The sequence below is a fragment of the Pseudomonas sp. 9_2_1 genome (assembly GCF_059295275.1).
On the sequence record NZ_CM181239.1, the window covers coordinates 1,778,471 to 1,798,757 of the forward strand.

At 64.6% G+C, this 20,287-nt stretch carries 15 protein-coding genes and 1 pseudogene; 8 read left to right on the forward strand and 8 right to left on the reverse strand.

Going from position 1 to position 20,287, the window contains the following annotated elements:
- The gene (locus AC5O5I_RS07915) at positions 1–972 is read left to right on the forward strand and encodes an XdhC family protein (RefSeq protein ID WP_494512311.1); all 972 of its coding nucleotides are present in this window, start codon (positions 1–3) and stop codon (positions 970–972) included.
- Entirely contained in the window at positions 969–1,535 is a 567-nt protein-coding gene (locus tag AC5O5I_RS07920) for a nucleotidyltransferase family protein (protein ID WP_494512312.1), read from the forward strand. Before AC5O5I_RS07915 ends, AC5O5I_RS07920 begins: the two co-directional genes overlap by 4 nt.
- 218 nt (positions 1,536–1,753) lie before the next feature.
- Here AC5O5I_RS07920 and AC5O5I_RS07925 read toward each other — a convergent pair whose 3' ends face one another.
- On the reverse strand, positions 1,754–2,371 hold the full coding sequence (locus AC5O5I_RS07925; protein ID WP_494512313.1) for a GAD-like domain-containing protein: 618 nt from the start codon (positions 2,369–2,371) through the stop codon (positions 1,754–1,756).
- Between the two features lie 18 nt (positions 2,372–2,389).
- A pseudogene (locus AC5O5I_RS07930) lies at positions 2,390–3,732 on the reverse strand (DUF6861 domain-containing protein).
- Between the two features lie 233 nt (positions 3,733–3,965).
- Here AC5O5I_RS07930 and AC5O5I_RS07935 point away from each other — a divergent pair.
- The 3 genes from AC5O5I_RS07935 to AC5O5I_RS07945 all read left to right on the forward strand — a co-directional run bounded on the left by AC5O5I_RS07935 (position 3,966) and on the right by AC5O5I_RS07945 (position 7,485).
- On the forward strand, positions 3,966–4,649 hold the full coding sequence (locus AC5O5I_RS07935; RefSeq protein ID WP_172287027.1) for a response regulator: 684 nt from the start codon (positions 3,966–3,968) through the stop codon (positions 4,647–4,649).
- Positions 4,646–5,968, forward strand: coding sequence for an ATP-binding protein (locus tag AC5O5I_RS07940; protein ID WP_172230523.1), 1,323 nt, complete (start codon positions 4,646–4,648; stop codon positions 5,966–5,968). Before AC5O5I_RS07935 ends, AC5O5I_RS07940 begins: the two co-directional genes overlap by 4 nt.
- Before the next feature lie 125 nt (positions 5,969–6,093).
- Complete coding sequence (locus AC5O5I_RS07945; RefSeq protein WP_494512314.1) at positions 6,094–7,485, forward strand: aspartate aminotransferase family protein; 1,392 nt, start codon at positions 6,094–6,096, stop codon at positions 7,483–7,485.
- Positions 7,486–7,817: 332 nt separating this feature from the next.
- Here AC5O5I_RS07945 and AC5O5I_RS07950 read toward each other — a convergent pair whose 3' ends face one another.
- Complete coding sequence (locus tag AC5O5I_RS07950) at positions 7,818–8,939, reverse strand: cupin-like domain-containing protein (protein ID WP_172230529.1); 1,122 nt, start codon at positions 8,937–8,939, stop codon at positions 7,818–7,820.
- 140 nt (positions 8,940–9,079) lie between these two features.
- On the opposite strand from AC5O5I_RS07950, the gene AC5O5I_RS07955 reads away from it, so the two are divergent.
- Together AC5O5I_RS07955 and AC5O5I_RS07960 are read left to right on the forward strand one after the other, a co-directional pair.
- Entirely contained in the window at positions 9,080–10,048 is a 969-nt protein-coding gene (locus AC5O5I_RS07955; protein ID WP_172287030.1) for an alpha/beta hydrolase, read from the forward strand.
- A 293-nt stretch (positions 10,049–10,341) separates the two neighbouring features.
- Complete coding sequence (locus AC5O5I_RS07960) at positions 10,342–10,518, forward strand: hypothetical protein (RefSeq protein WP_494512315.1); 177 nt, start codon at positions 10,342–10,344, stop codon at positions 10,516–10,518.
- Positions 10,519–10,884: 366 nt separating this feature from the next.
- Here AC5O5I_RS07960 and pvdN read toward each other — a convergent pair whose 3' ends face one another.
- Positions 10,885–12,177 carry a pyoverdine-tailoring periplasmic protein PvdN gene (gene pvdN / locus AC5O5I_RS07965; RefSeq protein WP_494512316.1) on the reverse strand — a complete coding sequence of 431 codons (1,293 nt, stop codon included), beginning with the start codon at positions 12,175–12,177 and terminating at the stop codon, positions 10,885–10,887.
- Between the two features lie 16 nt (positions 12,178–12,193).
- Positions 12,194–13,540 (reverse strand): dipeptidase, encoded by a 1,347-nt coding sequence (locus AC5O5I_RS07970; protein ID WP_172226176.1) that lies wholly within the window; start codon positions 13,538–13,540, stop codon positions 12,194–12,196.
- Between the two features lie 187 nt (positions 13,541–13,727).
- Between AC5O5I_RS07970 and pvdP the strand changes: the two genes are divergently transcribed.
- Positions 13,728–15,347 carry a pyoverdine maturation tyrosinase PvdP gene (gene pvdP, locus AC5O5I_RS07975; RefSeq protein WP_494512317.1) on the forward strand — a complete coding sequence of 540 codons (1,620 nt, stop codon included), beginning with the start codon at positions 13,728–13,730 and terminating at the stop codon, positions 15,345–15,347.
- Between the two features lie 164 nt (positions 15,348–15,511).
- Here pvdP and AC5O5I_RS07980 read toward each other — a convergent pair whose 3' ends face one another.
- Genes AC5O5I_RS07980 through AC5O5I_RS07990 form a run of 3 tightly spaced genes read right to left on the reverse strand, consistent with a single transcriptional unit; the run spans position 15,512 to position 20,065 of the window.
- A complete protein-coding gene (locus AC5O5I_RS07980; RefSeq protein ID WP_494512318.1) occupies positions 15,512–16,924 on the reverse strand; it encodes an efflux transporter outer membrane subunit in 1,413 nt (470 codons plus the stop codon).
- A 3-nt stretch (positions 16,925–16,927) separates the two neighbouring features.
- The gene (locus AC5O5I_RS07985) at positions 16,928–18,892 is read right to left on the reverse strand and encodes a MacB family efflux pump subunit (RefSeq protein ID WP_494512319.1); all 1,965 of its coding nucleotides are present in this window, start codon (positions 18,890–18,892) and stop codon (positions 16,928–16,930) included.
- Positions 18,893–20,065, reverse strand: coding sequence for an efflux RND transporter periplasmic adaptor subunit (locus AC5O5I_RS07990; protein ID WP_172287551.1), 1,173 nt, complete (start codon positions 20,063–20,065; stop codon positions 18,893–18,895). It lies immediately after the preceding gene.
- Positions 20,066–20,287: the final 222 nt, after the last annotated feature.

The following is a 20,287-nucleotide window of genomic DNA, read 5'->3' on the forward strand; positions in this document are numbered from 1 at the left end:
GTGCAGCATCTCGATCTACAGGTGATCCGCCAGGCCTTGCAGTGGTCGTGCGCTGGCCAGCGGGTGTGGTTGTGCACGGTGCTCGCCACCTACGGCTCGGCGCCGCGCGCGCCGGGTTCGCTGCTGGCGGTGAATGCCGGCGGTCAGTGGCTGGGTTCGCTGTCCGGTGGCTGCGTCGAGGACGATTTCCTGGAACGGGTGGCCGCGGGTGAATACCCCGAGCCGGTTGTCATCGTGCGTTACGGCGATGGCAGCGACCCGCGTTCAAGCATCCGCCTGCCGTGTGGCGGCGTGCTTGAGGTGCTGGTGGAAAACCTGCCGGCCGAGTGCGAGGTGCAGGCCCACCTGCGTGCGCTGGAAAGCGCGCTGCTGGGCCAGCGCCGGGTGCTGCGCGAGGTGAGCCTGCCCCAGGGGACGCGCCAGCTGGCCGATGACCTCAGCCAGGGGCCACGTGTGGAGCGGGAACACGCCCGTGTACGCTTGCGCGTCGGTGCTGCGCAGCGTCTGCTGCTGGCCGGGTATTCCAGCGTGGCACATTTTTGCGCCGAATTTGGCAGGGGCATGGGTTTCGAAGTGGTGCTTTGCGAGCCACGTGAAGAATTGCTAGAGGGTGTGCAACTGGATGGCATCGAGGTGCGCCGCGAGCTGCCCTCGCAGTTCATCCTCAACGGCGGTTGCCATGCCGATACCGCAGTGGTGGCACTTACCCACGACCCGAAGATCGATGACCTGGCGATGCTCGAAGCCGTGCGCACCGAGGCTTTCTACATCGGCGTGATGGGCTCCCGGGCCACTTCCGACAAGCGCCGTGAACGCCTGCAGCGCATTGGTGGCCTGGGTGCTACCGAGCTGGGTCGCATCCACGCCCCGATCGGCCTCAACCTGGGCAGCAAGACCCCGGCGGAGATCGCCCTGGCGGTGTTGGCCGATATCCTCCGCGTGCGCAACGGTATCGAGCGGGTGGCGCTGTGAACGTGGTTGCATTGGTACTTGCTGCCGGGAACAGCGTGCGTTTCGGCACTGACAAGCGCCGGGCGCTGTTGATGGATGGTCGCAGCTTGCTGGTGCATAGCGTCGAGCGGGCCTGTGCAGTGTTCGATGATGTGCGGGTAGTGCTGCGCGACGGGGAGCGGGGCATGGACCTGGGGTTGCCACCGGGATGTCGGGTGATCTCCAGCCCGAATTGCGCATCGGGCATGGGCCATAGCCTGGCAGCCGGCGCCGCATCACTGGTCGACAGCGAGGCGCAGGCGGTGGCCATACTGTTGGGGGACATGCCTTGGGTGGAGACCGCGACCCTCGCGGGGCTGGGTTTCAATGCGAGCGCATCGACTATCGTGTTGCCTTGCCATGACGGGCAACAAGGGCACCCCGTGCTGTTCGGTCGCACTTTCTGGCCGGCACTGGCGCGGCTGACGGGTGATGAAGGCGCGCGTTCGGTGGTCAAGGCCAACCCGACGAGTTGTGTCAGGTTGGAGGTGCAGGATGCCGGTGTGCTGCTGGATGTCGACAGCCCGGACGCCGTGCACCGGTGAACGCGCTTGTCAGCGCCGCTACCATGTCTTCGTAGTCCTGGGGATTTACCAGCCAGAACACGCCACAGCCGTGGACCAGTATTCAGGAAGACGATCGGGGAGTTTGCCTTGGTAATGACCGAGGGCGCAGGGCGCTACAGGTTGGTGGCCGACGGTGTCCCGTAGGTTTCCAGGAAAACGGTGAGATCACGTCCATTTGTCAGGTCCTTTTTGTGTGCTCAGAAGTCGGAGAAACTGTAGGGTTCGAGGGTGGCAATCTGAGAAAGCAGTATCAAGTGTTCCACTGCCTTGACTTTTTCGATATTGGCAAGCTCACTTGGTCCGCCGAACGCCAAGGCCGGAACGAAACCGTACATTTCTTCGGGTTCAAGTATGCCGAGGCTATTTTTAGCAGGCACAAACATGTCACCGAAGTCATTCGAATCCAGATCTCGACTGGCAAAGAAATTTTGCACCTCTCTGTCCATGTCGGCCCTTGTTATCTCACGCTTACTAGCAATATAACGGCCTATGTGTGGCGCGACTTTCAATGAAAATCCTGTGCTTTCACCAAACAGGTAAAGGTCGCCAAAGGCGCCTCGGGCGATGAGATGAAATCTGTCGAAGGTTGCTAGATTTGCACTCTCAAGCACAGATGCGACCACCCCCTCATACTCTTTTGGGTTCACGGTCCAAAATATTCCTTCCCCGTACCCACACCACCCATGCTCAATCCAATATTCCAGAAGCTTGTCCGGTAGCTTCCCCAAATAGTTTTCGATAGTTGATGGGGGAACCTCCTGTCTGTGCATGGGTGCTCCAGCTTCTTCGATGAAAACAGAGAATGCTTCATCCATATGATGATCTCCCGTCTGTCAGCACTTGTGTAATTTCACGTTTAAATGGCCGCTCCCGCCACCCGACCCAGCCATTTCTTCGGCGACTTGTCGGAGCCCTCCGATCGGCTTTTCCACTGAGGGCCGATGCTCGAATTAACCTTTTTATCGCCGAAGTCAGCGATAGTGTCTCGTCCACCCGCACTAAGATCAGGGTTGTGCAACGCTGCGAGCGTTGACATCGTCTCCTTGGCTTGCGTTTCCGAAAGCTTTCTTGCTTCACGCGGCCCCATCGTTCTGGATAAGTCCTGGTGAATCCTGTCACTTAAATTTGTGTATAGATCCCTACGTGCCTTTTTGGCAAACTTGGGGTCACGTTTGATGGGGTTGTTAACATTTTCCAGGAACTCTTCAACCGTCAGGCGGTTCAATCCATCCTGTTGCCCTTTCAACTGCCGCTCAAACTCTCCATGCTTCGATGCTGGCAATTTGTCCGCCTTGAAGCACGACACCGTATGCAGCGGCATGCTACCGGGCTTCCCTGGCGACGGCTCCTTGTCCTTGCCCGTCGGCCGCTGCGGGGGTATGGATTGTGATTCAATCACTGCTCCTTTGCGCCGCTCCGGCACCTGCAGATCCGGCCGTTGCTTCAACCCCTCTTCATGCTTGAGCATCCATTGCCCCAGCCTTGCGCCTTTGCGGCTGGCTGCCATCTCCTGTGCCAGCACCCGGGCATCGCCGCGCCCGCGGGTGAGATACGACACCATTGCCCCTAGCAGCAACACCACCACGTCCACATGGCCCAGGGCGATGTGGTGAGCAGCCCTGGAAACTGCGTGCGGATCGTCCCGCCCGAACGGGTTCTGGCTTTCGTCCCGCGTGCCCTCCCAGGCAATGCGGATGCCATCGAGGTAGTACTTGCCGGTGCGGGGCAGGCCTTCGATAAAGAATTCGGCAATCGAGGAAAGCCCTAGTACACCCAGTATCCAGCCACTGACCTTGAGCCCGATCATCGCGCCTGTGCCGGCCAGGGGAATGGCCCCGGCCCCCGCGCCAAATACCCCGATGCCGGCGCCAATGGCAGCGCCGCTGAGGGTGCTGCCGACGACGATCATCGCCATTTCTCTCACTGCCTGGAGCAGTTCGTTGAGGATGCTGGCGATTTCCAGCTCGGCAAAGCGCCGACGCAGGATGTTGCTGGCCTGCCATTCGGCCTGGTTGAAGGCTGACTGGACAGCCCTGACCCGACGTAGGTTGAGGGCCAGTGAAGCTGCCGGTTCGTTGAGCTGGGTACGATAATGGGCGTGTCCCTGATAGCCCGTTTCATCGGCAATGCGTGATTCGATCTCGGGCCACGAGGGTACGGGGTAACCAAGGTACATGGGTGTCTCCCTGACAGCGTGGGCAGGGGGAAATCCCATCATGGATCGGGTTCGGAAATTGCTGAGTCAGTGGTAGGAAAAGGCGACTTCGTTTCCGGGGTGTGAAAATTGGCGATTGGCAAGGCCGTTAGCGCAGCCTGAGCGGGTACCCCACCCAGGTCACAAAGGTCCATAATCCCCCCTTAATCCGCCCAAGGTGCAATACCCGCCACACCACTCCGGGAGCCTCCACCATGCATGTTCTGCTCTGCGAGGACGACGACCTGATCGCCGCCGGCATCTGTGCCGGCCTCACCGCCCAGGGCCTGACCGTGGACCGGGTGGGCAACGCCAAGGATGCGCGCGCGATGTTGCAGGCCGCGCAGTTCGACGTGATGATCCTCGACCTCGGCCTGCCCGACGAAGACGGCCTCAAGCTGCTGCGCCGCCTGCGTCAGCAGGGCGAGACACTGCCCGTGCTGGTGCTCACTGCCCGCGATGCAGTCACCGACCGCGTCGATGGCCTGCAGGCTGGCGCCGACGACTACCTGCTCAAGCCCTTCGACCTGCGCGAACTGGCCGCACGCCTGCATACCTTGCTGCGGCGGGTGGCCGGGCGGGCGGTGAATGGGATCGAGCACGGCCCGCTGCACTATGACCCGAGCAGTTGCGTGGCCACCCTGGCCGGCCACCCGGTCGACCTGTCCCGCCGTGAGCAGGCGCTGCTTCAGGCCCTGTTGCAGAACCCCGGGCGAGTGCTGTCCAGCGAGCAACTGAAAGACTGCGTGTACGGCTTCAGTGACGAGGTCGAGAGCAATGCCCTGAACGTGCATATCCACCACCTGCGGCGCAAGCTGGGTAACGGCATCGTCGAAACCGTGCGCGGCCTGGGCTACCGGCTGGGCCCGGCGCAGGCGCCGGAAGAGGCAGCATCATGAGCCTGCGGGTACGTCTGAGCCTGATCCTGGGCAGTGCCTTCGTGATCATCTGGGCGCTGGCTGCCGCCTGGATGCTGCGTGACCTGCGCCAGCAGATGATGTTTTCCCTCGACCAGCGCCTGGTGGCGTCGGCACGGATGGTCGCCGGGCTGATCGACCAGCTGCCGCAACCGCTCACCGCCAAGGGCGGCGAGGCGCATTTTTCCGCTGACCAGTTCAGCGTGCCAGACGGCATGGCCTGCCAGGTCAGCTCGCTGCGTGGCGAGATCCTGGCCAGCAACCACAAGCACGATGGCGCCATGGACGACGAGCGCAGCGGTTTCCGTGACCAGACCATCGACGACGCACGCTGGCGCACCTTCACCTACAACCACGGTGATGTACGCATTACCACCGCCGACCGGCACATGGAGCGCGAGGCGCTGAACCAGTCGATTCTGCTGGCGGCGTCGGCCCCGGTGTTGATGGCGCTGCTTGGCAGCCTGGGGTTGCTGTGGATCGGCCTGGGCAAGGGCCTCGAGCCGCTCAACCGCATGCGTGATGCACTGCGCCGACGGCGCGCGGACAGTGTCGAGCCGCTGCAGGTGGCCGGCATGCCCAGCGAGCTGCAGCCGTTGCTGGAAACCCAGAACCAGCTGTTCCTGCGCATTGCCCAGACCATCGAGCGCGAGCGGCGCCTCACCGACGACGCCGCGCATGAATTGCGCAGCCCGCTGACCGCGATCAAGACCCACCTGCAGGTGGCGCGCATGACCGACGGTGCCGTGCGCGAGCAGGCGCTGGAGCATGCCGAGCAGGGCACCGACCGCATGCACCGCACGCTGGAGCAGTTGCTGATGCTGGCGCGGGTGGAAGGCAGCCTGTCGTTCGAGGATGGCGTGCAGTGCAGCGCCGAGCAGGTGGCCCGCCAGGCCGTGCAGGATGCCGGGGGCGGTGACAACCGGCGCATCGTGTTGCGCCTGCCGGAGGAGGCCACGCAGATCTACCTGGGCATGCCCGCACCGCTGGCAGTGGCGGCGCTGCGCAACCTGCTGGACAACGCCCTGCGCCATGGCGGTGATGCGGCGGTAGAGCTGGACGTGCAGATGGCCGACGGGCAGGTGGGTTTCATGGTGCGTGACCATGGGCCGGGGATTGCCGAGGCGGACCTGGAGCACCTGACCGAGCGCTTCTGGCGTAATGGGCAGAGTGGTGGCTGCGGCTTGGGCCTGGCGATTGTGCAGGCGATCGTGCAGCGCTGTGCCGGGCACCTCAGGTTCGACAGCCGTAGCGACGGGTTGCGGGTGCTGTTGCAAGTGCCGGCGCGCCCGGGGCATTGATTTCGACCGCCGCGAAAGGGCCGGTGCAGGTAAAGCAAAATCCGGTAACAACGGCTAAATCCTCCCCGCACTCAAGCGTTTCCCAAGCGATAACCGCTCATTCGCTTGCTTGCGAGGATTCACCCATGTCCACCGCTTCCAGCCTTGCCCAGGTCCCGCCGGCCAGCGCGCCGCAGCCTTTGTACGAGTTCAACGATTCGCCGTTGCTGCAACGCCAGCAGCAGCAGGAGTCCAACGCCCGCAGCTATCCACGACGCATCCCGCTGGCGCTCAAGCGCGCCCGTGGCATCTATGTAGAGGATGTCGAAGGCCGCCAGTTCATCGACTGCCTGGCCGGCGCTGGCACCCTGGCGCTGGGCCACAACCACCCGGTGGTGGTCGAGGCAATCCAGCGGGTACTGGCCGACGAGCTGCCTCTGCATACCCTGGACCTGACCACGCCGGTCAAGGACCGCTTCGTACAGGACTTGTTCGGCATCCTGCCAGAGGCCCTGCGCCGCGAGGCCAAGGTACAGTTCTGCGGCCCGTCCGGCACCGACGCGGTGGAGGCGGCGCTCAAGCTGGTTCGCATCGCCACCGGCCGCAGCACGGTGCTGGCCTTCCACGGCGCCTACCATGGCATGAGCCAGGGCGCCTTGAGTCTGATGGGCAGCCATGGGCCGAAACAGCCGCTGGGGGCTTTGCTTGGCAGCGGTGTACAGTTCATGCCGTACCCTTACGATTACCGTTGCCCGTTCGGCCTGGGCGGCGAAGCCGGGGTCAGGGCCAGCCTGCATTACCTGGAAAACCTGCTGCTCGATCCGGAAAGCGGTGTACCGCTACCGGCTGCGGTGATCCTTGAGGTGGTGCAGGGCGAGGGCGGCGTGGTTCCGGCCGCTATCGAATGGCTGAAGGGCGTGCGCCGTATCACCGAGCAGGCTGGCGTGGCGTTGATCGTCGATGAGATCCAGAGCGGCTTTGCCCGTACCGGGCGCATGTTCGCCTTTGAGCACGCCGGCATCGTGCCGGACGTGGTGACCCTGTCCAAGGCCATTGGCGGCAGCCTGCCGCTGGCGGTAGTGGTGTACCGCAAGTGGCTGGACACCTGGAAGCCAGGCGCACATGCCGGCACCTTCCGTGGCAACCAGATGGCCATGGCGGCGGGGTCGGCGGTGATCGATTACCTGGTCGAGCATCGCCTGGCCGAGCATGCGGAGGCCATGGGGCTGCGGCTGCGCAAGCATTTGCAGCCGCTACAGAAGGATTATCCGCAACTGGGTGATATTCGCGGGCGTGGGTTGATGCTTGGAGTGGAACTGATCGATCCACAAGCGCCGCGTGACGCCCTGGGTTACCCGACGGCCAATCGTGACCTGGCCGCGAAAGTGCAGCGTGAGTGCCTCAAGCGTGGGTTGATTCTGGAACTGGGTGGGCGCCATGGCGCGGTGGTGCGCTTTCTGCCGCCGTTGATCATCAGTGGTGAACAGATCGATGAAGTGGCGCAGCGATTTGCCGAGGCGTTTATCGCGGCCGTCTGATCGATTGTCGGGGCCGCGCTGCGGCCCTTTCGCCGGCAAGCCAGCTCCCACAGGGACCTCATCAGGGCCGACAGGCGCTGATAATGTTGTGGCGTGCACCTGTCAGCCCTGAGGCGACCCCTGTGGGAGCTGGCTTGCCGGCGAAAGGCGTGCACAGCGCGCCCGGCGCAAATCAATCGAATGTCCCCCGGCGCGCAGCCCTTGATCAGGCTGCGCAGGCCTTGCTGCAGCGCTTGGGTGATGCTGGCGGAGCTGGACATGCGGGGGGCTTTTGCAAGCGGTGGTCTTCAGGAGCGAGCCGCCAGCGGCGCAAATTAACTCCACCCTGGCGGTTACCACCCGCGCCCGGAGTTAACCCAGAAGTTCACCGACAGCGAAGTGGATACTGACTCCACCTGGTGGAACCAGCCCTCAGGCAGGAACAGCAGGTCACCGGCCTGCAGCACCACGCGTAGAAAGGGCACGTCACGCGCTGCCGGGAAGCGCTGGTAATCCGGCGCGTCGGGGTTGAAATCACAGCCGTCGAGGCCGCCTTTGGGGCTGGTCGACCAGGTGCCCAAGGCCGGACGGTGATGCGGCGCGGCGAGGATGAACGACTTCTGCCCCCAGACCTGGGCGAACAGGTTGTCGGCATCGTCGCGGTGCAGGGGTGTGAGGGTGCCCTTGGGGCCGATCCAGATGCGCGGCGCGATGAATTTGTCGCGGCTGAAGTACTGCGGGTGACGGATCAGCGTCAACAGCTTCTCTGGCACGATGTTGTTGCCCATGTAGGCAGGGGTTTCACCCGGTTTGGCCGGGGTGTCCAGCGACGCGATGAAGTCGGCCATGGAGGTGGAGCGGAAGTCGCGGTCGGTGGAGAAGGTTTTCTTCACGTAATCGCCGTGCCGGGTGATGCCCTGCAATTCGGCGAAGTGCTCCAGCGAGGCTTGCCGACCCATGGTGAACAGCGGCCAGTCCTGCAGCGCATCGCAGATGACTACTGGTTTGCCGTGCTCCAGGTGCTCGCGCTGGAAGCGCGCCAGGGGCATGTCGGTGTAGGCGATGCGTGCCACCTCGCGCTGCAGCGGTTGCGCGGCCGACACCCGTTCGCTCAGGCGCGCCGGTGTCGGGTAACGCTGGTTCATCGATGCCTTGGCAGTTGGCGTGCCGCGACGGGCGTTGCTGATAATCTGCGGCAGCAAAGTGGCCAGGCCCATGTTGCCGGTGATCTTCAGCCGGGCGCTGGCGAACAGTTCCTCGACGTTGGCCGTGCCGCCCATGATGCCGAGGAAGTCGCGCTCGGCCACTTCGATGGTGACATCCGGGGCGCTGTGCCGGCCGGCACCGGTGCGGCTGCTGTCGCGCACCTCCGACCAGAAGGCCCGGTCGTCGCCGAAGACGAACTGGAAAACGCCTTCGATGCCGACGGCATGGGCGTTGGCGAACAGTTTGCTGAGGATGCTCTGAAGGTCCACGGTAAGCCTCTGGCGGTCTTTCGTTGTGCAGGAATAACGAGTACCTGCACCAGCGATTTAGCGTGTGGTGGGTAATTTTTCAGGCTGCTGCTACGTCCCGTAGGAATGTTCGCGTCACATTCTTCACCCAAGGAACCCACATGGCATTGCATCCTGATCTGGCGGCATTTCTGGAACTGGTCGAATTTGGCCGGCTGACGGGCAGGAGCCTGCCCATGCATGCGATGGACGTTGCCCAGGCCCGGGCCGAGTTCGCCGGCAGCTCGCAGGTACTCGACCCGAGCCCGCCCGGCAATCTCACGGTCAGCGAACTGCAGCTCACCGCCCGCGACGGGGCCAGCCTGGCAGCGCGTCTGTATCGCCAGGGCGATGGCGGGGATGCCTTGCAACCGGTGATCTTCTACCTGCATGGCGGTGGCTATGTGGTTGGCAGCCTCGACTCGCATGACTCGGTGTGCCGCCGTCTGGCGGCGCTTGGCGAGTTTGCGGTGCTGGCGCCGGACTATCGGCTGGCGCCTGAGCAGCAGTTCCCGGTGGCCCTGCACGATGTGCTGGATGTCGCTAACTGGCTGGCCGAACAGGCAACGGCGCTGGGCCTGGACAGCCGCCGGGTGGTGCTGGCAGGGGACAGTGTGGGGGCGAGCCTGGCGGCGGTACTGGCCATTACTGCGGTCGAACAGCCCGAAGCGCTGGCATTCAAACCGCTGGCGCAGTTGCTGTTCTACCCGGTGACCGATATTTCCTGCCAGCGTGATTCTCATCGCGAGCACGCCGAGGGCTACCTGCTGGAGACGCCTACCCTGGAGTGGTTCTACCAGCACTATGCGCCGCTGCCTGCGCAGCGCCTGGACTGGCGGGTGTCGCCGTTGCTGTCGACGCTGCGGACACCCTTGGCGCCAGCGTACCTGTTCGTGGCCGAGTATGACCCGCTGCATGATGAAGGCATTGCGTATCGGGACTGGTTGCTGGCGGGCGGAACGGCGGTGAGCTTTGCCCGGGTGGAGGGGTTGACCCATGACTTCCTGCGCATGTCGGGGATTGTCGGGCAGGTGGAGGGGCTTTATCGGGATGTTGGGGAGTGGTTGAAGGTGGTCGACGGTCAGTCATGACTTTCCAGCTTCCAGCTTCCAGCTTCCAGCTTGCAGCTTGCAGCTTGCAGCTTGCAGCTTGCAGATATGTGCCGGTTTTGATGCAGCGAACAGTCCATTTGCGATGGCGACGCTTACTCACCTTTTCGCCCTTACGGCGAGTCACTTTTTTTCTTGGAAAAAAGTAACCAAAAACCGCTCGCTCCCATCATCCGGCCCCTACGCTGCGCTTCGGGGTCCCCTCACTCCGGCCTTGCTCCCGGGAGGACCGCGCTGCAGGCCCCATCCTGGGGCCCAGCGCTTGACGGGCATCCATGCCCGTCACCTCCCTCCGCAAGGCCTGCGTTCGGCCTCCTGAAGTCGCGAAGATCAAGATCAAGATCAAGATCAAGATCAAGATCTACAGCAACAGCAACAGCAACAGCAACAGCAACAGCAACAGCAACAGCAACAGCAACAGCAACAGCTCCTGCTCCTGCTTTTGCTTCTAAGCGCGCGATAGTCCAGGCGCCACGGATTGCGACTTCAGGAGGCCGAGCGTAGGGCTTGCGGAGGGAGGTGACGGGCATGGATGCCCGTCAAGCGCTGGGCCCCAGGATGGGGCCTGCAGCGCGGTCCTCCCGGGAGCAAGGCCGGAGCGAGGGGACCCCGAAGCGCAGCGTAGGGGCCGGATGATGGGAGCGGGCGGTTTTGGTTACTTTTGCCAAGACAAAAGTGACCCGCCGTAAGGGCGGAAAGGTGACTTAGCGCCACCCTCGCTGATGAATGTCAACTTGGTGTTGATGCCCATGGCTTGAAGTTTGAAGTTTGAAGTTTGAAGCTTGAAGCTTGAAGCCGCAACGCGCCCGCCCAGGGCGTCACCCGCGAACACGTCGCGCCAATACATCCACCAACCGCTCGATCTCAGCCTCGGTATTCAGCAGGCCAGGCGCCGTACGCACCACCGGCCCGGCATCCCGCGACACTGCATCCACAACGATGCGCTGGCTGTTGAGGTACTTGGCCACCTCATCGGCATCCTCCCCCTTGACCCGGAAGAAGGTAAAACCCGCCGAATAGCGGGCACTGCGCGGGGTGACCAGTTCAATCCCCGGCAGTGCCTCAAGCCGCTGCCTGAGGACGTCGTTCAGCCCATGGATACGCGCCTGCACTGCCGCCTTGCCGAGCTGCAGGTGCAAATCGAACGCCTTGCCCAGCGCCCAGCGGTGCTCGAACGCGTGATAACCGCCTGGCGTCATGATCGTGGCGAAATCCTCATTCTCCGAAAACGAGGCAATGGTCGGCGTCAGTAGCTTCATTTCGCTGGAGGCTGCACAGATGATTCCGGTGCCTCGCGGCCCGAACATCCATTTGTGCGTGCCGGCGATGAAGTAATCGCAATTGAAGTCGGCGAAGCGCACGTCTTCAACGCCAAAGCCGTGCACCCCGTCAATCACGTAGATAATCTGGTCCTGTTCGTCACGCTGGCGATTGACCTCGCGCACCAGCTTGCCTATTTCGCCCACTGGCAGCTTCACACCGCTGCCCGAGTGGACCCAGGTCATCCCCAGTACCCTGGTTTTCGGCCCGATGGCAGCCGCAATCGTTGCCAGCACCTGGTCGGTACTGACCTTGGCCGGTTCTTCGAACAAGCGCAACCGGTGCACTGGCGTGCCATCGCGGGTAGTGCGAAAACCCATGGTATGGCGGGCTGCCGAGTGTTCGTGCACGGTGGTGAGAATTTCCTGCCCTGGGGTAATCTTCAGCCCGCCATAGATCAGCCCGAGGCCTTCAGTGGTGCTGCCGGTCAGGGCGATCTGCCGGGGTGTCACTTCGAGGTAGCGGGCGGCCGACTCGCGCACGGCGGCTTCGTGCTTCCACTCGGACTGGCTGTCCCAGTCGACCATCTGTGCCGGGTGACGGTCGAAGCGGGCACGCAGGGCCTCGATGGCTTCGCGTACCGGCCTGGGGTGTGAGGTGATCAGGAAGTTGGCGAAGTGCGCATAGCCCAGGTCCAGCTCGAACAGCTCGCGAAAGCCGGCCCAGTTATCGCCCGTGAGCGGTTTCGCAGGCGCTGCGTGGGCTGCAGGCAGCAATCCGCCCGGGCCGCTCAAGGGCAGGGCGGCAGCCAGCAGGCCAGCCTGCTTGAGAAAGGTGCGGCGATCGTTCATGGCTGTGCTCGACGAGTTATGGAGACGAAGTGGCCACAGGCTGCGCGGTGCGCTGTACCTGTTCCCACACCCGCAGGAAATTGCCGCCCCAGAGCTTGGTGATATCCGCCTCCGAGTAGCCGCGGCTGATCAGCTCGGCGGTGACATTGCGTGCTTCGCTGGCGTCATGCCAGCCGTCGATGCCGCCGCCTTCGTTGAAGTCCGAACTCAGGCCGACATGGTCGATACCCACCTTGCGCACCGTGTAGTCGATGGCGTCGCCAAAGTCCTTGAGGGTGGCTGGCGGCTCTTCGTCGAGAATGCCGTACAGCTCGTTGGCATACTGGCCCACCTTCGGCTCGGGCCAGCCGGCAATCACCGGATCGCCGGGCATCAGTGCGTAGTTGAGGTTGGCCAGCGGTGGCAGGGCGTAGCGGGCACGCAGCGCGTTGAGCTTGTCCTGGGTGTTGCTGCTCAGGGGCTTGAGGTAGGTGGAGAAGGCCACCAGCTGGACCACGCCGCCACTGTCCTTGATCAGCTGCAGCTCCTTGTCGGAGAGGTTGCGGTCGATGTCGACCATCGCCCGTGGCGCCGAGTGCGAAGCCACCACCGGTGCGCGGCTGAGGGCGACCACCTGGACCAGCGCCTTGCTCGACATCTGCGACACATCGATGATCACGCCCAGGTCGTTCAGCCGCTGTACGGCACGCTTGCCGACGGGCGAAAGGCCGTCCAGTGCATCGGCAGTATCATTGAAGAACGGCAGCGGGCGCGAAGAGTCGGCCCAGCTGTTGTTGCCCACGTAGCTGAAGCCGAACATGCGCACGCCGCGCGCGGCCCAGCGGTCGAGCTGATCGATGTCATCGCCCAGCGCGTAGGCGTTGAGCATGCTGAGGAACACCGCGAACTTGCCTTCGCCGTGCAGGCGCCGCATGTCTTGCGGTGTGTAGGCGATGCCGACCTGCTGCGGGAAGTCGCGGACCATGGCGCTGATGGCGTTGAAGCGCACTTCCTGGGTATGCCGGGCAGCCTCGACGAAGCCCGGGGTAGGGCGGTGCGGGCCGCCGCTGCCGGTCCAGGACTCGGGCCAGGCGAAGATGGTCAGGGCCGCGCCCGACAAGCGCCCGCGCGCAGCCTTGGCCAGGTCGAAGCGGCCATCGCCGTCCTTGTCGGCTTCGCTGCCTTCGGTGCCGAAGGCCAGCGGCAGGGTGATATGGCTATCGAACGAGATGATGCGTTGCTGCAGGTCGTTGGCCTGGCGGGTCACCTCGCGCGAGTAGCCAGCGGGTGTGGCGAAGTAGTGCCAGGCGGCGAACCCGGCCCCTGCGGCAACTGCCGCGGCCAGGCTGATAAACAGGGCTTTCTTCCAGCGTGGAGTCGTCATCTTGGTCTCAGTAGGTTCACCGTCGAGGGATGGGCACAGAGGCCGCCGCTACCTGGAGGGAACGAGCCCGCAGCCGGGAAATTTAGCCAGTGACAGGGGCGCTGCGCCGTTAAATTTCGTCGCCCGCGCAACGTTCTAGCCTTGGACGGGCCGTGCTCCATGGCCGCAATGAATGCACAGGTATGCAATGACGATTTCCCGACGCGGTTTCATCGCCGGTGTGGCATTGACGGGTGTGGTGGTGCCCGGTGCGCTGGGTGCACTGTATGTGCAACGCCAGCGGGCCGCCGAGGAGTTCCCGGAAACCCCTGGCGAGGCCGTCGTCGAGCTGGCCGATACCGGGCTGCAGCAGCTGGGCGACACCTTGCGTGGCATCTGGCGCTGGACCATGCAGGGCAAGGACGCAGACCTGCATGGCTTGCCCATGGGCGAACTGGAACTGTTCCTCGACGTGGCCGCCAGCGGCCGCGCCCTGCGCGGCTACCTGGATACCCCCGAACGCTTGCGCGGCGATGCGCAGCCGCGTTACCGGGTGGTCGGCGACTTGCTGGCAGACACCCCAGGCCGCTTGCGCTGGCGCCTGTTCGAAACCGGTCAGGCGCAGGCCCGCTATGAATGCCATATTGTGCTCGATCAGGTCTGGGGGCGTTTCGGCAACGCCGGCCCGGCAAGCCTCAACGGGCGCATCGCATGCATGGACCGCGCACTGTCGTTGCCCGTGCAGGACAACCGTTTCCTGGCCGTGAAGCGCACCTTCCCCGAGGCGCGCGAGCGTACCCCGCTCAACCCGGTACTGCTGGCCCGGCTGATCGCCCCGGAGCATCGCCTGTTCCACCAGCTGTGGCATTCGTCGCGGGACAAATGGCACAAGCTGGACAAGGACAAGCAGGGCGCGCTGCGCGGCCTGGGCTGGCAGCCAGGGCCACGAGACCACGAGCGTGACGCACGTGGCCGGCACAAAGACCGCAACGGCTCGGGCGAGGACTTTTTCTTCATGCACCGGCACATGCTCGGCAGCGCCCGAGCCTTGCAAGACTTGCCCTCATGGACGCGTTTTCCGCTGCCGCAACCCGAGCTCGAGCGTGACCGCGCAGGCTTTGCCCGCTACTTCGACAACCATGACGGCAGTGCCTTGCCGCCGACCTGGCTGGCCAGCGGTGACGGGGAATACACCCAGTGGGTGCGCGACATCAAGACGCCGGACACCTTCCACGGCAACTTCCAGGTCTGGGAGTCGCGCTACACCGACCCGGACTACCTCAGCACCCTGACCCTGGGCCAGTTCGGCTCGGAGGTGGAGCTGGGCCTGCACGACTGGCTGCACATGCGCTGGGCCTCGGTGCCGCGTGACCCCTCCAACGGCATGCCGGTGCCGACGGCACGCACGCCGGATGACTTTGCCGAGCGCTGGTTCGCGGCGGAAAACGACTTTCTTGGCGACCCGTTTTCATCCCATGTAAACCCGGTGTTCTGGCATTTTCACGGCTGGATAGACGACCGCATCGAGGACTGGTTCCGTGCCCATGAACGGCTTCACCCCGGTGAGGTGCGGCGCCTTGAGGTCAACGGCGTGCCCTGGTTTGCGCCGGGGCGCTGGGTGGAAGTGGCGGACCCGTGGCTGGGGCCGGATACCCACGGGTGTTCGACGGTGCCAGGGCTGCGGCCGGGGCGCAGCGTGGAGATGGACCCGGAGACCATGAAGTTGGCATTGCGCATCATCTACAGCGATGAAGGCCTGTTCGACAAGCTGCGGCCCAGGGTGCCGCAGCGGCCGTGGTATGCGCGCAATCTGAAGGTTCGAGCTTAGCTACGGGCTGTATTGGGGCTATCGCTGCCGTACCTGTGGGGAATTCCATGGTATGTGCAGGTTGCATCAGGGCTGTCAGGTGTATGCCTTGGTATATTCAGCGCCTGTCAGCCCTGATGCGGTCCCTATGAGAACTGGCCTGCCGGCAATGTGGTCGATGAACCCTACCGCCCAACCTCCCACCCGCCCCCCAGCGCCTTGTAAAGCGCCACGCTACCCTGCAACCGCGCCAGCCGCAGTTGCGCCTGCTGGTCTTGTGCCACATACAAGGTGCGCTGGGTCTCCAGCACGGTCAGCAGGGTTTCGGCCCCCGCCCCATAGCGTTGCTGCGCCAGGTCGAACGCCAGCCGCGCCTGATCCAGCTCTTCATCCTGCCACTGCCGCTGGCGGTCCACGCCCTGGATCGCATTAAGCGCTTTCTCCACATCGGCAAACCCGGCGAGGATGCTGCTGCGGTAGGCCTCCAACAGCTCCGCCTGCTCGGCTTCGGCCAGCTGGCGCGCGGCGCGCAGCCGGCCATTGTTGAAGATGGGTGCGACCAGGCCACTGGTGAGGGTGTAGTAGGAACTGTCGAACAAATGCGCAAAGGTGTTGGCGCCAGCCCCCAGGTTGGCCCCAAGGGTAAGCTTGGGCAGCATGGCGGCGCGGGCGACCTGCACGTTGGCACTGGCTGCAGCCAGCCGTGCTTCTGCCGCGGCAATGTCCGGGCGACGGGTGAGCAGTTCACTGGGCACGCCGCTGCCTATGGCCGGCCATTGCAGCGCATCGATCGCCTCCTGGCTGGCGGGCAGCGACTGCACGGGGTCGCCGAGCAGGGTCGCCAGGGTGACCCGGCTGTCCTGCCATTTCTGTTCCAGCAGCGGCAGCTGACGTTGCTGGGTGGCGACCAGGCTGCGCTGCTGGGCCAGCTCCAGGCGGGTCGCAGAACCGCTGCGCTGGCGCGCCTCGACCAGTTTCAGCACGTCCTGGGCATTGCGCAGGTTAAGGCGGGCAATGCGCAACTGCTGTTCCAGGGCCAGCCCTTGCAGGTAGCTGTCGGCGACCGCGCTGACCAGCGTCAGCTCTACGGTCTTGCGGTCCAGGCGGCTGGCATCAAGCGTGCGCAAGGCGCTGTCGCGGGTCGCGCGCAGGCCGCCCCAGAAGTCGATTTCGTAGCTGGCGCTGAGCTGCATGTCGAACGAGGTACTGGTGGGTTGGTTGCGGCTGACGTCGAGCTGGTCGTTGCCATCGCCGTGCAGCAGGCGTTGGCGTTCACCATTCAGGCCCAGTTGCAGCTCTGGCAGCAAAGGCGCGCCAGCAATCACCGCCCGCGCCTGTGCCTGGCGTACCCGCGCGGTGGCGGCGGCCAGGTCGTGGGCATTGAGCAGGGCCCGCTGCACCAGGCGGTCCAGCTCTCGGCTGGCGAAGGCATGCCACCATTTTGTTGTCGGCCGTTGTGCCAACGCCGATGTGCCGCCTTGCCAGGCGGGCGGCGCGGCGATGCCACTGGCGGGTGTGGGCGGTGTGCTGCAGGCGGCAATGGTTGCACACAGGGGCAGGCACAAGGTCAACAGGCTGATGCGGCTGGGCAATGTCATGGGCTATTCGCTGGTAAGGGCTTTGACCGGGTCAAGGCGGGCGGCCTTGCGTGCCGGCATGAAGCCGAACACGATGCCGGTGACGACGGCGCAGGCGAACGCGCCGAGCATGGTGGGCAGGGCAAAGGCCACCGCCACTTCGGCCAGCATCAGGCCACCGCCGATGGCCAGGGCCAGGACGATGCCGGCCAGGCCGCCGACCATCGACAGCATCACCGCTTCGCTGAGGAACTGGCGCAGGATGTCGCGCTGGCGTGCACCGGTTGCCATGCGGATACCGATTTCCCGGGTACGCTCGCGCACGGTCATCAGCATGATGTTCATCACGCCGATACCGCCCACCAGCAGCGAAATGGCTGCGATCGCCCCAAGCATCAGCGACAGGCTGTTGTGCGTGCGCGCTTCGGCCTGGATCAGTGCCGCATCGTTGGTCAGCTCGAAATCCTGGCGGCCGTTGTGGCGCTGGCGCAACAGCCGCTCGATGGCCGCTTCGGCTTCGTTTACGCGGGTAGAGTCGATGGCCGAGACAGTGATGTAGTCCGGGTCGCGCTGGCCGAACAGGCGGATGGCGGCGGCGGAGTAGGGCACCGCGATGCGCCCGTCGCTGTCCTGGTCGCCCGAGCTGGCGCCCTTGCCGGCCAGGATGCCGACTACCTGAAACGGCACATTGCCGATCAGGATGTACTGCCCCAGCGGATCGCGCCCGGGCTCGAGCATCTTTTCCCGCACTTTCTGGCCGATCACCGCCACTGCCGCGCCGTTGCGCTCGTCGGCGTCGGTGAAGAAGCTGCCTTCGACCGCTGGCCAGTTGAAAATCTCGGGAAACCAGGTGTTGTTGCCGCCCACGTAGAACCGCTGGCTGCTGTTGCCATGGCGCACCATCATCTTTTCGCCGATCACCGGCATCACGTGCCTGACCTGCGGCAGCTGGCCGATGGCGGCGACATCATCCAGGGTGATGGTGCCGGCCTGTTCACCCAGGCTGGCCGGTTTGCCGTTGAGGTAGAGGATGTTGGAGCCGAAGGCGGCCATCTGCGCCATCACCTGGCGCTTGCTGCCTTCGCCCACCGCCAGCATGACCACCACCGAGGCCACGCCGATGACGATGCCCAGCAGGGTCAGGGCGGTGCGGAAGCGGTTGACCCACATTACCCGCCAGGCGGCCTGCAGGGCTTCGATCAACTCGCCTTTCCACGCCCCGCGCAAGGTTGCGCCACGGTCCAGGCGCTGGCGCAGCTGGTCAGCCTGCAGCCCTTGGCCGGTGTTGGCGGGGCGTTGCTCGGCGGCCGAGTCGCTGATGACCAGGCCATCACGGATCTCGATCACCCGCTGCGCCCGCGCCGCCACTTCGCGGTCGTGGGTGATCAGGATGATCACGTGGCCCTGGCTGGCCAGTTCGTCGAGCAGCGCCATCACCTCGGTGCCGCTGTGGCTGTCGAGGGCGCCGGTGGGCTCGTCGGCGAGGATGATATGGCCGCCGTTCATCAGCGCGCGGGCAATCGACACCCGTTGTTGCTGGCCGCCAGACAACTGGTGCGGGCGGTTGCCGGTGCGGCTGGCCAATCCCAGCCGGCCGAGCAGGGCGCTGGCGCGGGCGTGGCGTTCGCTGGCGTCGATGCCGGCATAAATGGCCGGCATTTCCACGTTTTCCTGAGCCGAGCCCGAGGGGATCAGGTGGTAGCCCTGGAACACGAAGCCAAACGCTTCGCGGCGCAGCCAGGCCAGTTCGTCGCTGTCCAGTTCGGCCACGTCCCTGCCGGCAAACCGGTAGCTGCCGGAGGTAGGCCGGTCGAGGCAGCCAAGAATGTTCATCAGGGTCGACTTGCCAGAGCCCGAGGCACCGACGATGGCGACGAACTCACCGGGGTGGATGCGCATGCTGATGCCGTGAAGGATGTCGACCTTGGGCGTTTCGACGCCGCTGTAGGACTTGCGGATGTCGACCAGCTCGATCAATGGCGTGCTCATTCAGCCTCCGCTCACGCCAGGGGCGCCAATGACCAGGCGCTCGCCTTCGTCGAGCCCCTCCAGCACCTGCACTCGCAGGCGGTCGCTGAGGCCGGTGCGTACCTGGCGCTGCACCACTTTGCCCTCGCCGGTAAGCACATGCGCCAGGCGCAGGTCGTCGCCGTCCTCCAGCGCCGCCAGTGGCACGGTCAGCACCTGGCTGGCCTGGCCTGCAACAAAGAACACCTGGGTGGTCATCTCGGCCATCAGCGCCCCGTCCGGGTTGTCGACATCCAGCAACACGCTGTACTGCACTACCTGGCTGCCGGCGCTGCCATTGCTGACGCTGGCCGGGCTGCCGCCACCCTGGCTGGACTGCTCCAGCGGTTTGGGCGGGATCGGCAGCACCTGCCGCACGGTGCTGGTCCAGCGGCGCTTGCCGCCGGCCAGGGTAGTGAAGTAGGCGGTCATGCCCGGTTGTACCTTGCCGATGTCGGCCTCCGACACCTGGGCCCATACGGTCATCGGCGAGAGCTTGGCAATGCGCAGGATCAACGGCGTCTGTTGCTGGGCGTTGAGGGTTTGCCCTTCACGGGCATCCACCGCCACCACCGTGCCGTCCATGGGCGCGTAGATACGCGTGTAGCCCAGTTCCGCCTCGTCGCTGCGCAGGCTGGCCTGGGCCTGGCGGATTTGCGCCTGGAACATGTCGATGCGCGCCTGGGTGACTTTCAGCTGGGCGGCGGCGGTTTGCACGTCCTCGTCACGGGTGGCGCCGGCGGCGGCCAGGTCGCGCTGGCGCTTGAGCTGCTGTTGGGCCAGCAGGTACTGGGCACGTTGCTCGGCCAGCTGGGCCTTGAGGTTATCGATCGAGAAGCGCCCGGCATCCAGCCGCGCCTGCTGGGTGGAGGGGTCGATCTCGACCAGCAGCTCGCCTTTGCGCACCGTGTCGCCGACTTCGACGTGCAGCTTGTGGATCTGCCCGGACGCTTGTGCGCCAACGTCCACGTAGCGCCGCGGCTGCAGGGTGCCCAGCGCTGTTACGCTGCTTTCGATGTCGGCGCGGGTCACGGCAACCGTGCTCAGCGGCTGCGCGCCGTAGGGCAGGGTCTTCCAGGCGAGCAGGCTGCCAAGGCCGAGCAGGCCCAGGCCGGTGAGCAGGACACGGCGACGGGTGTTGGTTAAAGGTCTCATGCAGACATCCAGCCGAGGGGTGTGGGTACGCGCGGGTGGCAGGCGCGGACCGGGTGCCAGATAGACGAGAGCGGGAGGGGGGGATTTAGCGGATATCGGGTTGGAGCTGACAGCTTCGTGGCGGCAAACCTCTTCAGACACACCCCTGTTGCTGAGAATAATTATAATTTGTAAGATCGCACGTTGACATCACTCGGTCCCGCGTTGCCGCCTGAAAGGATT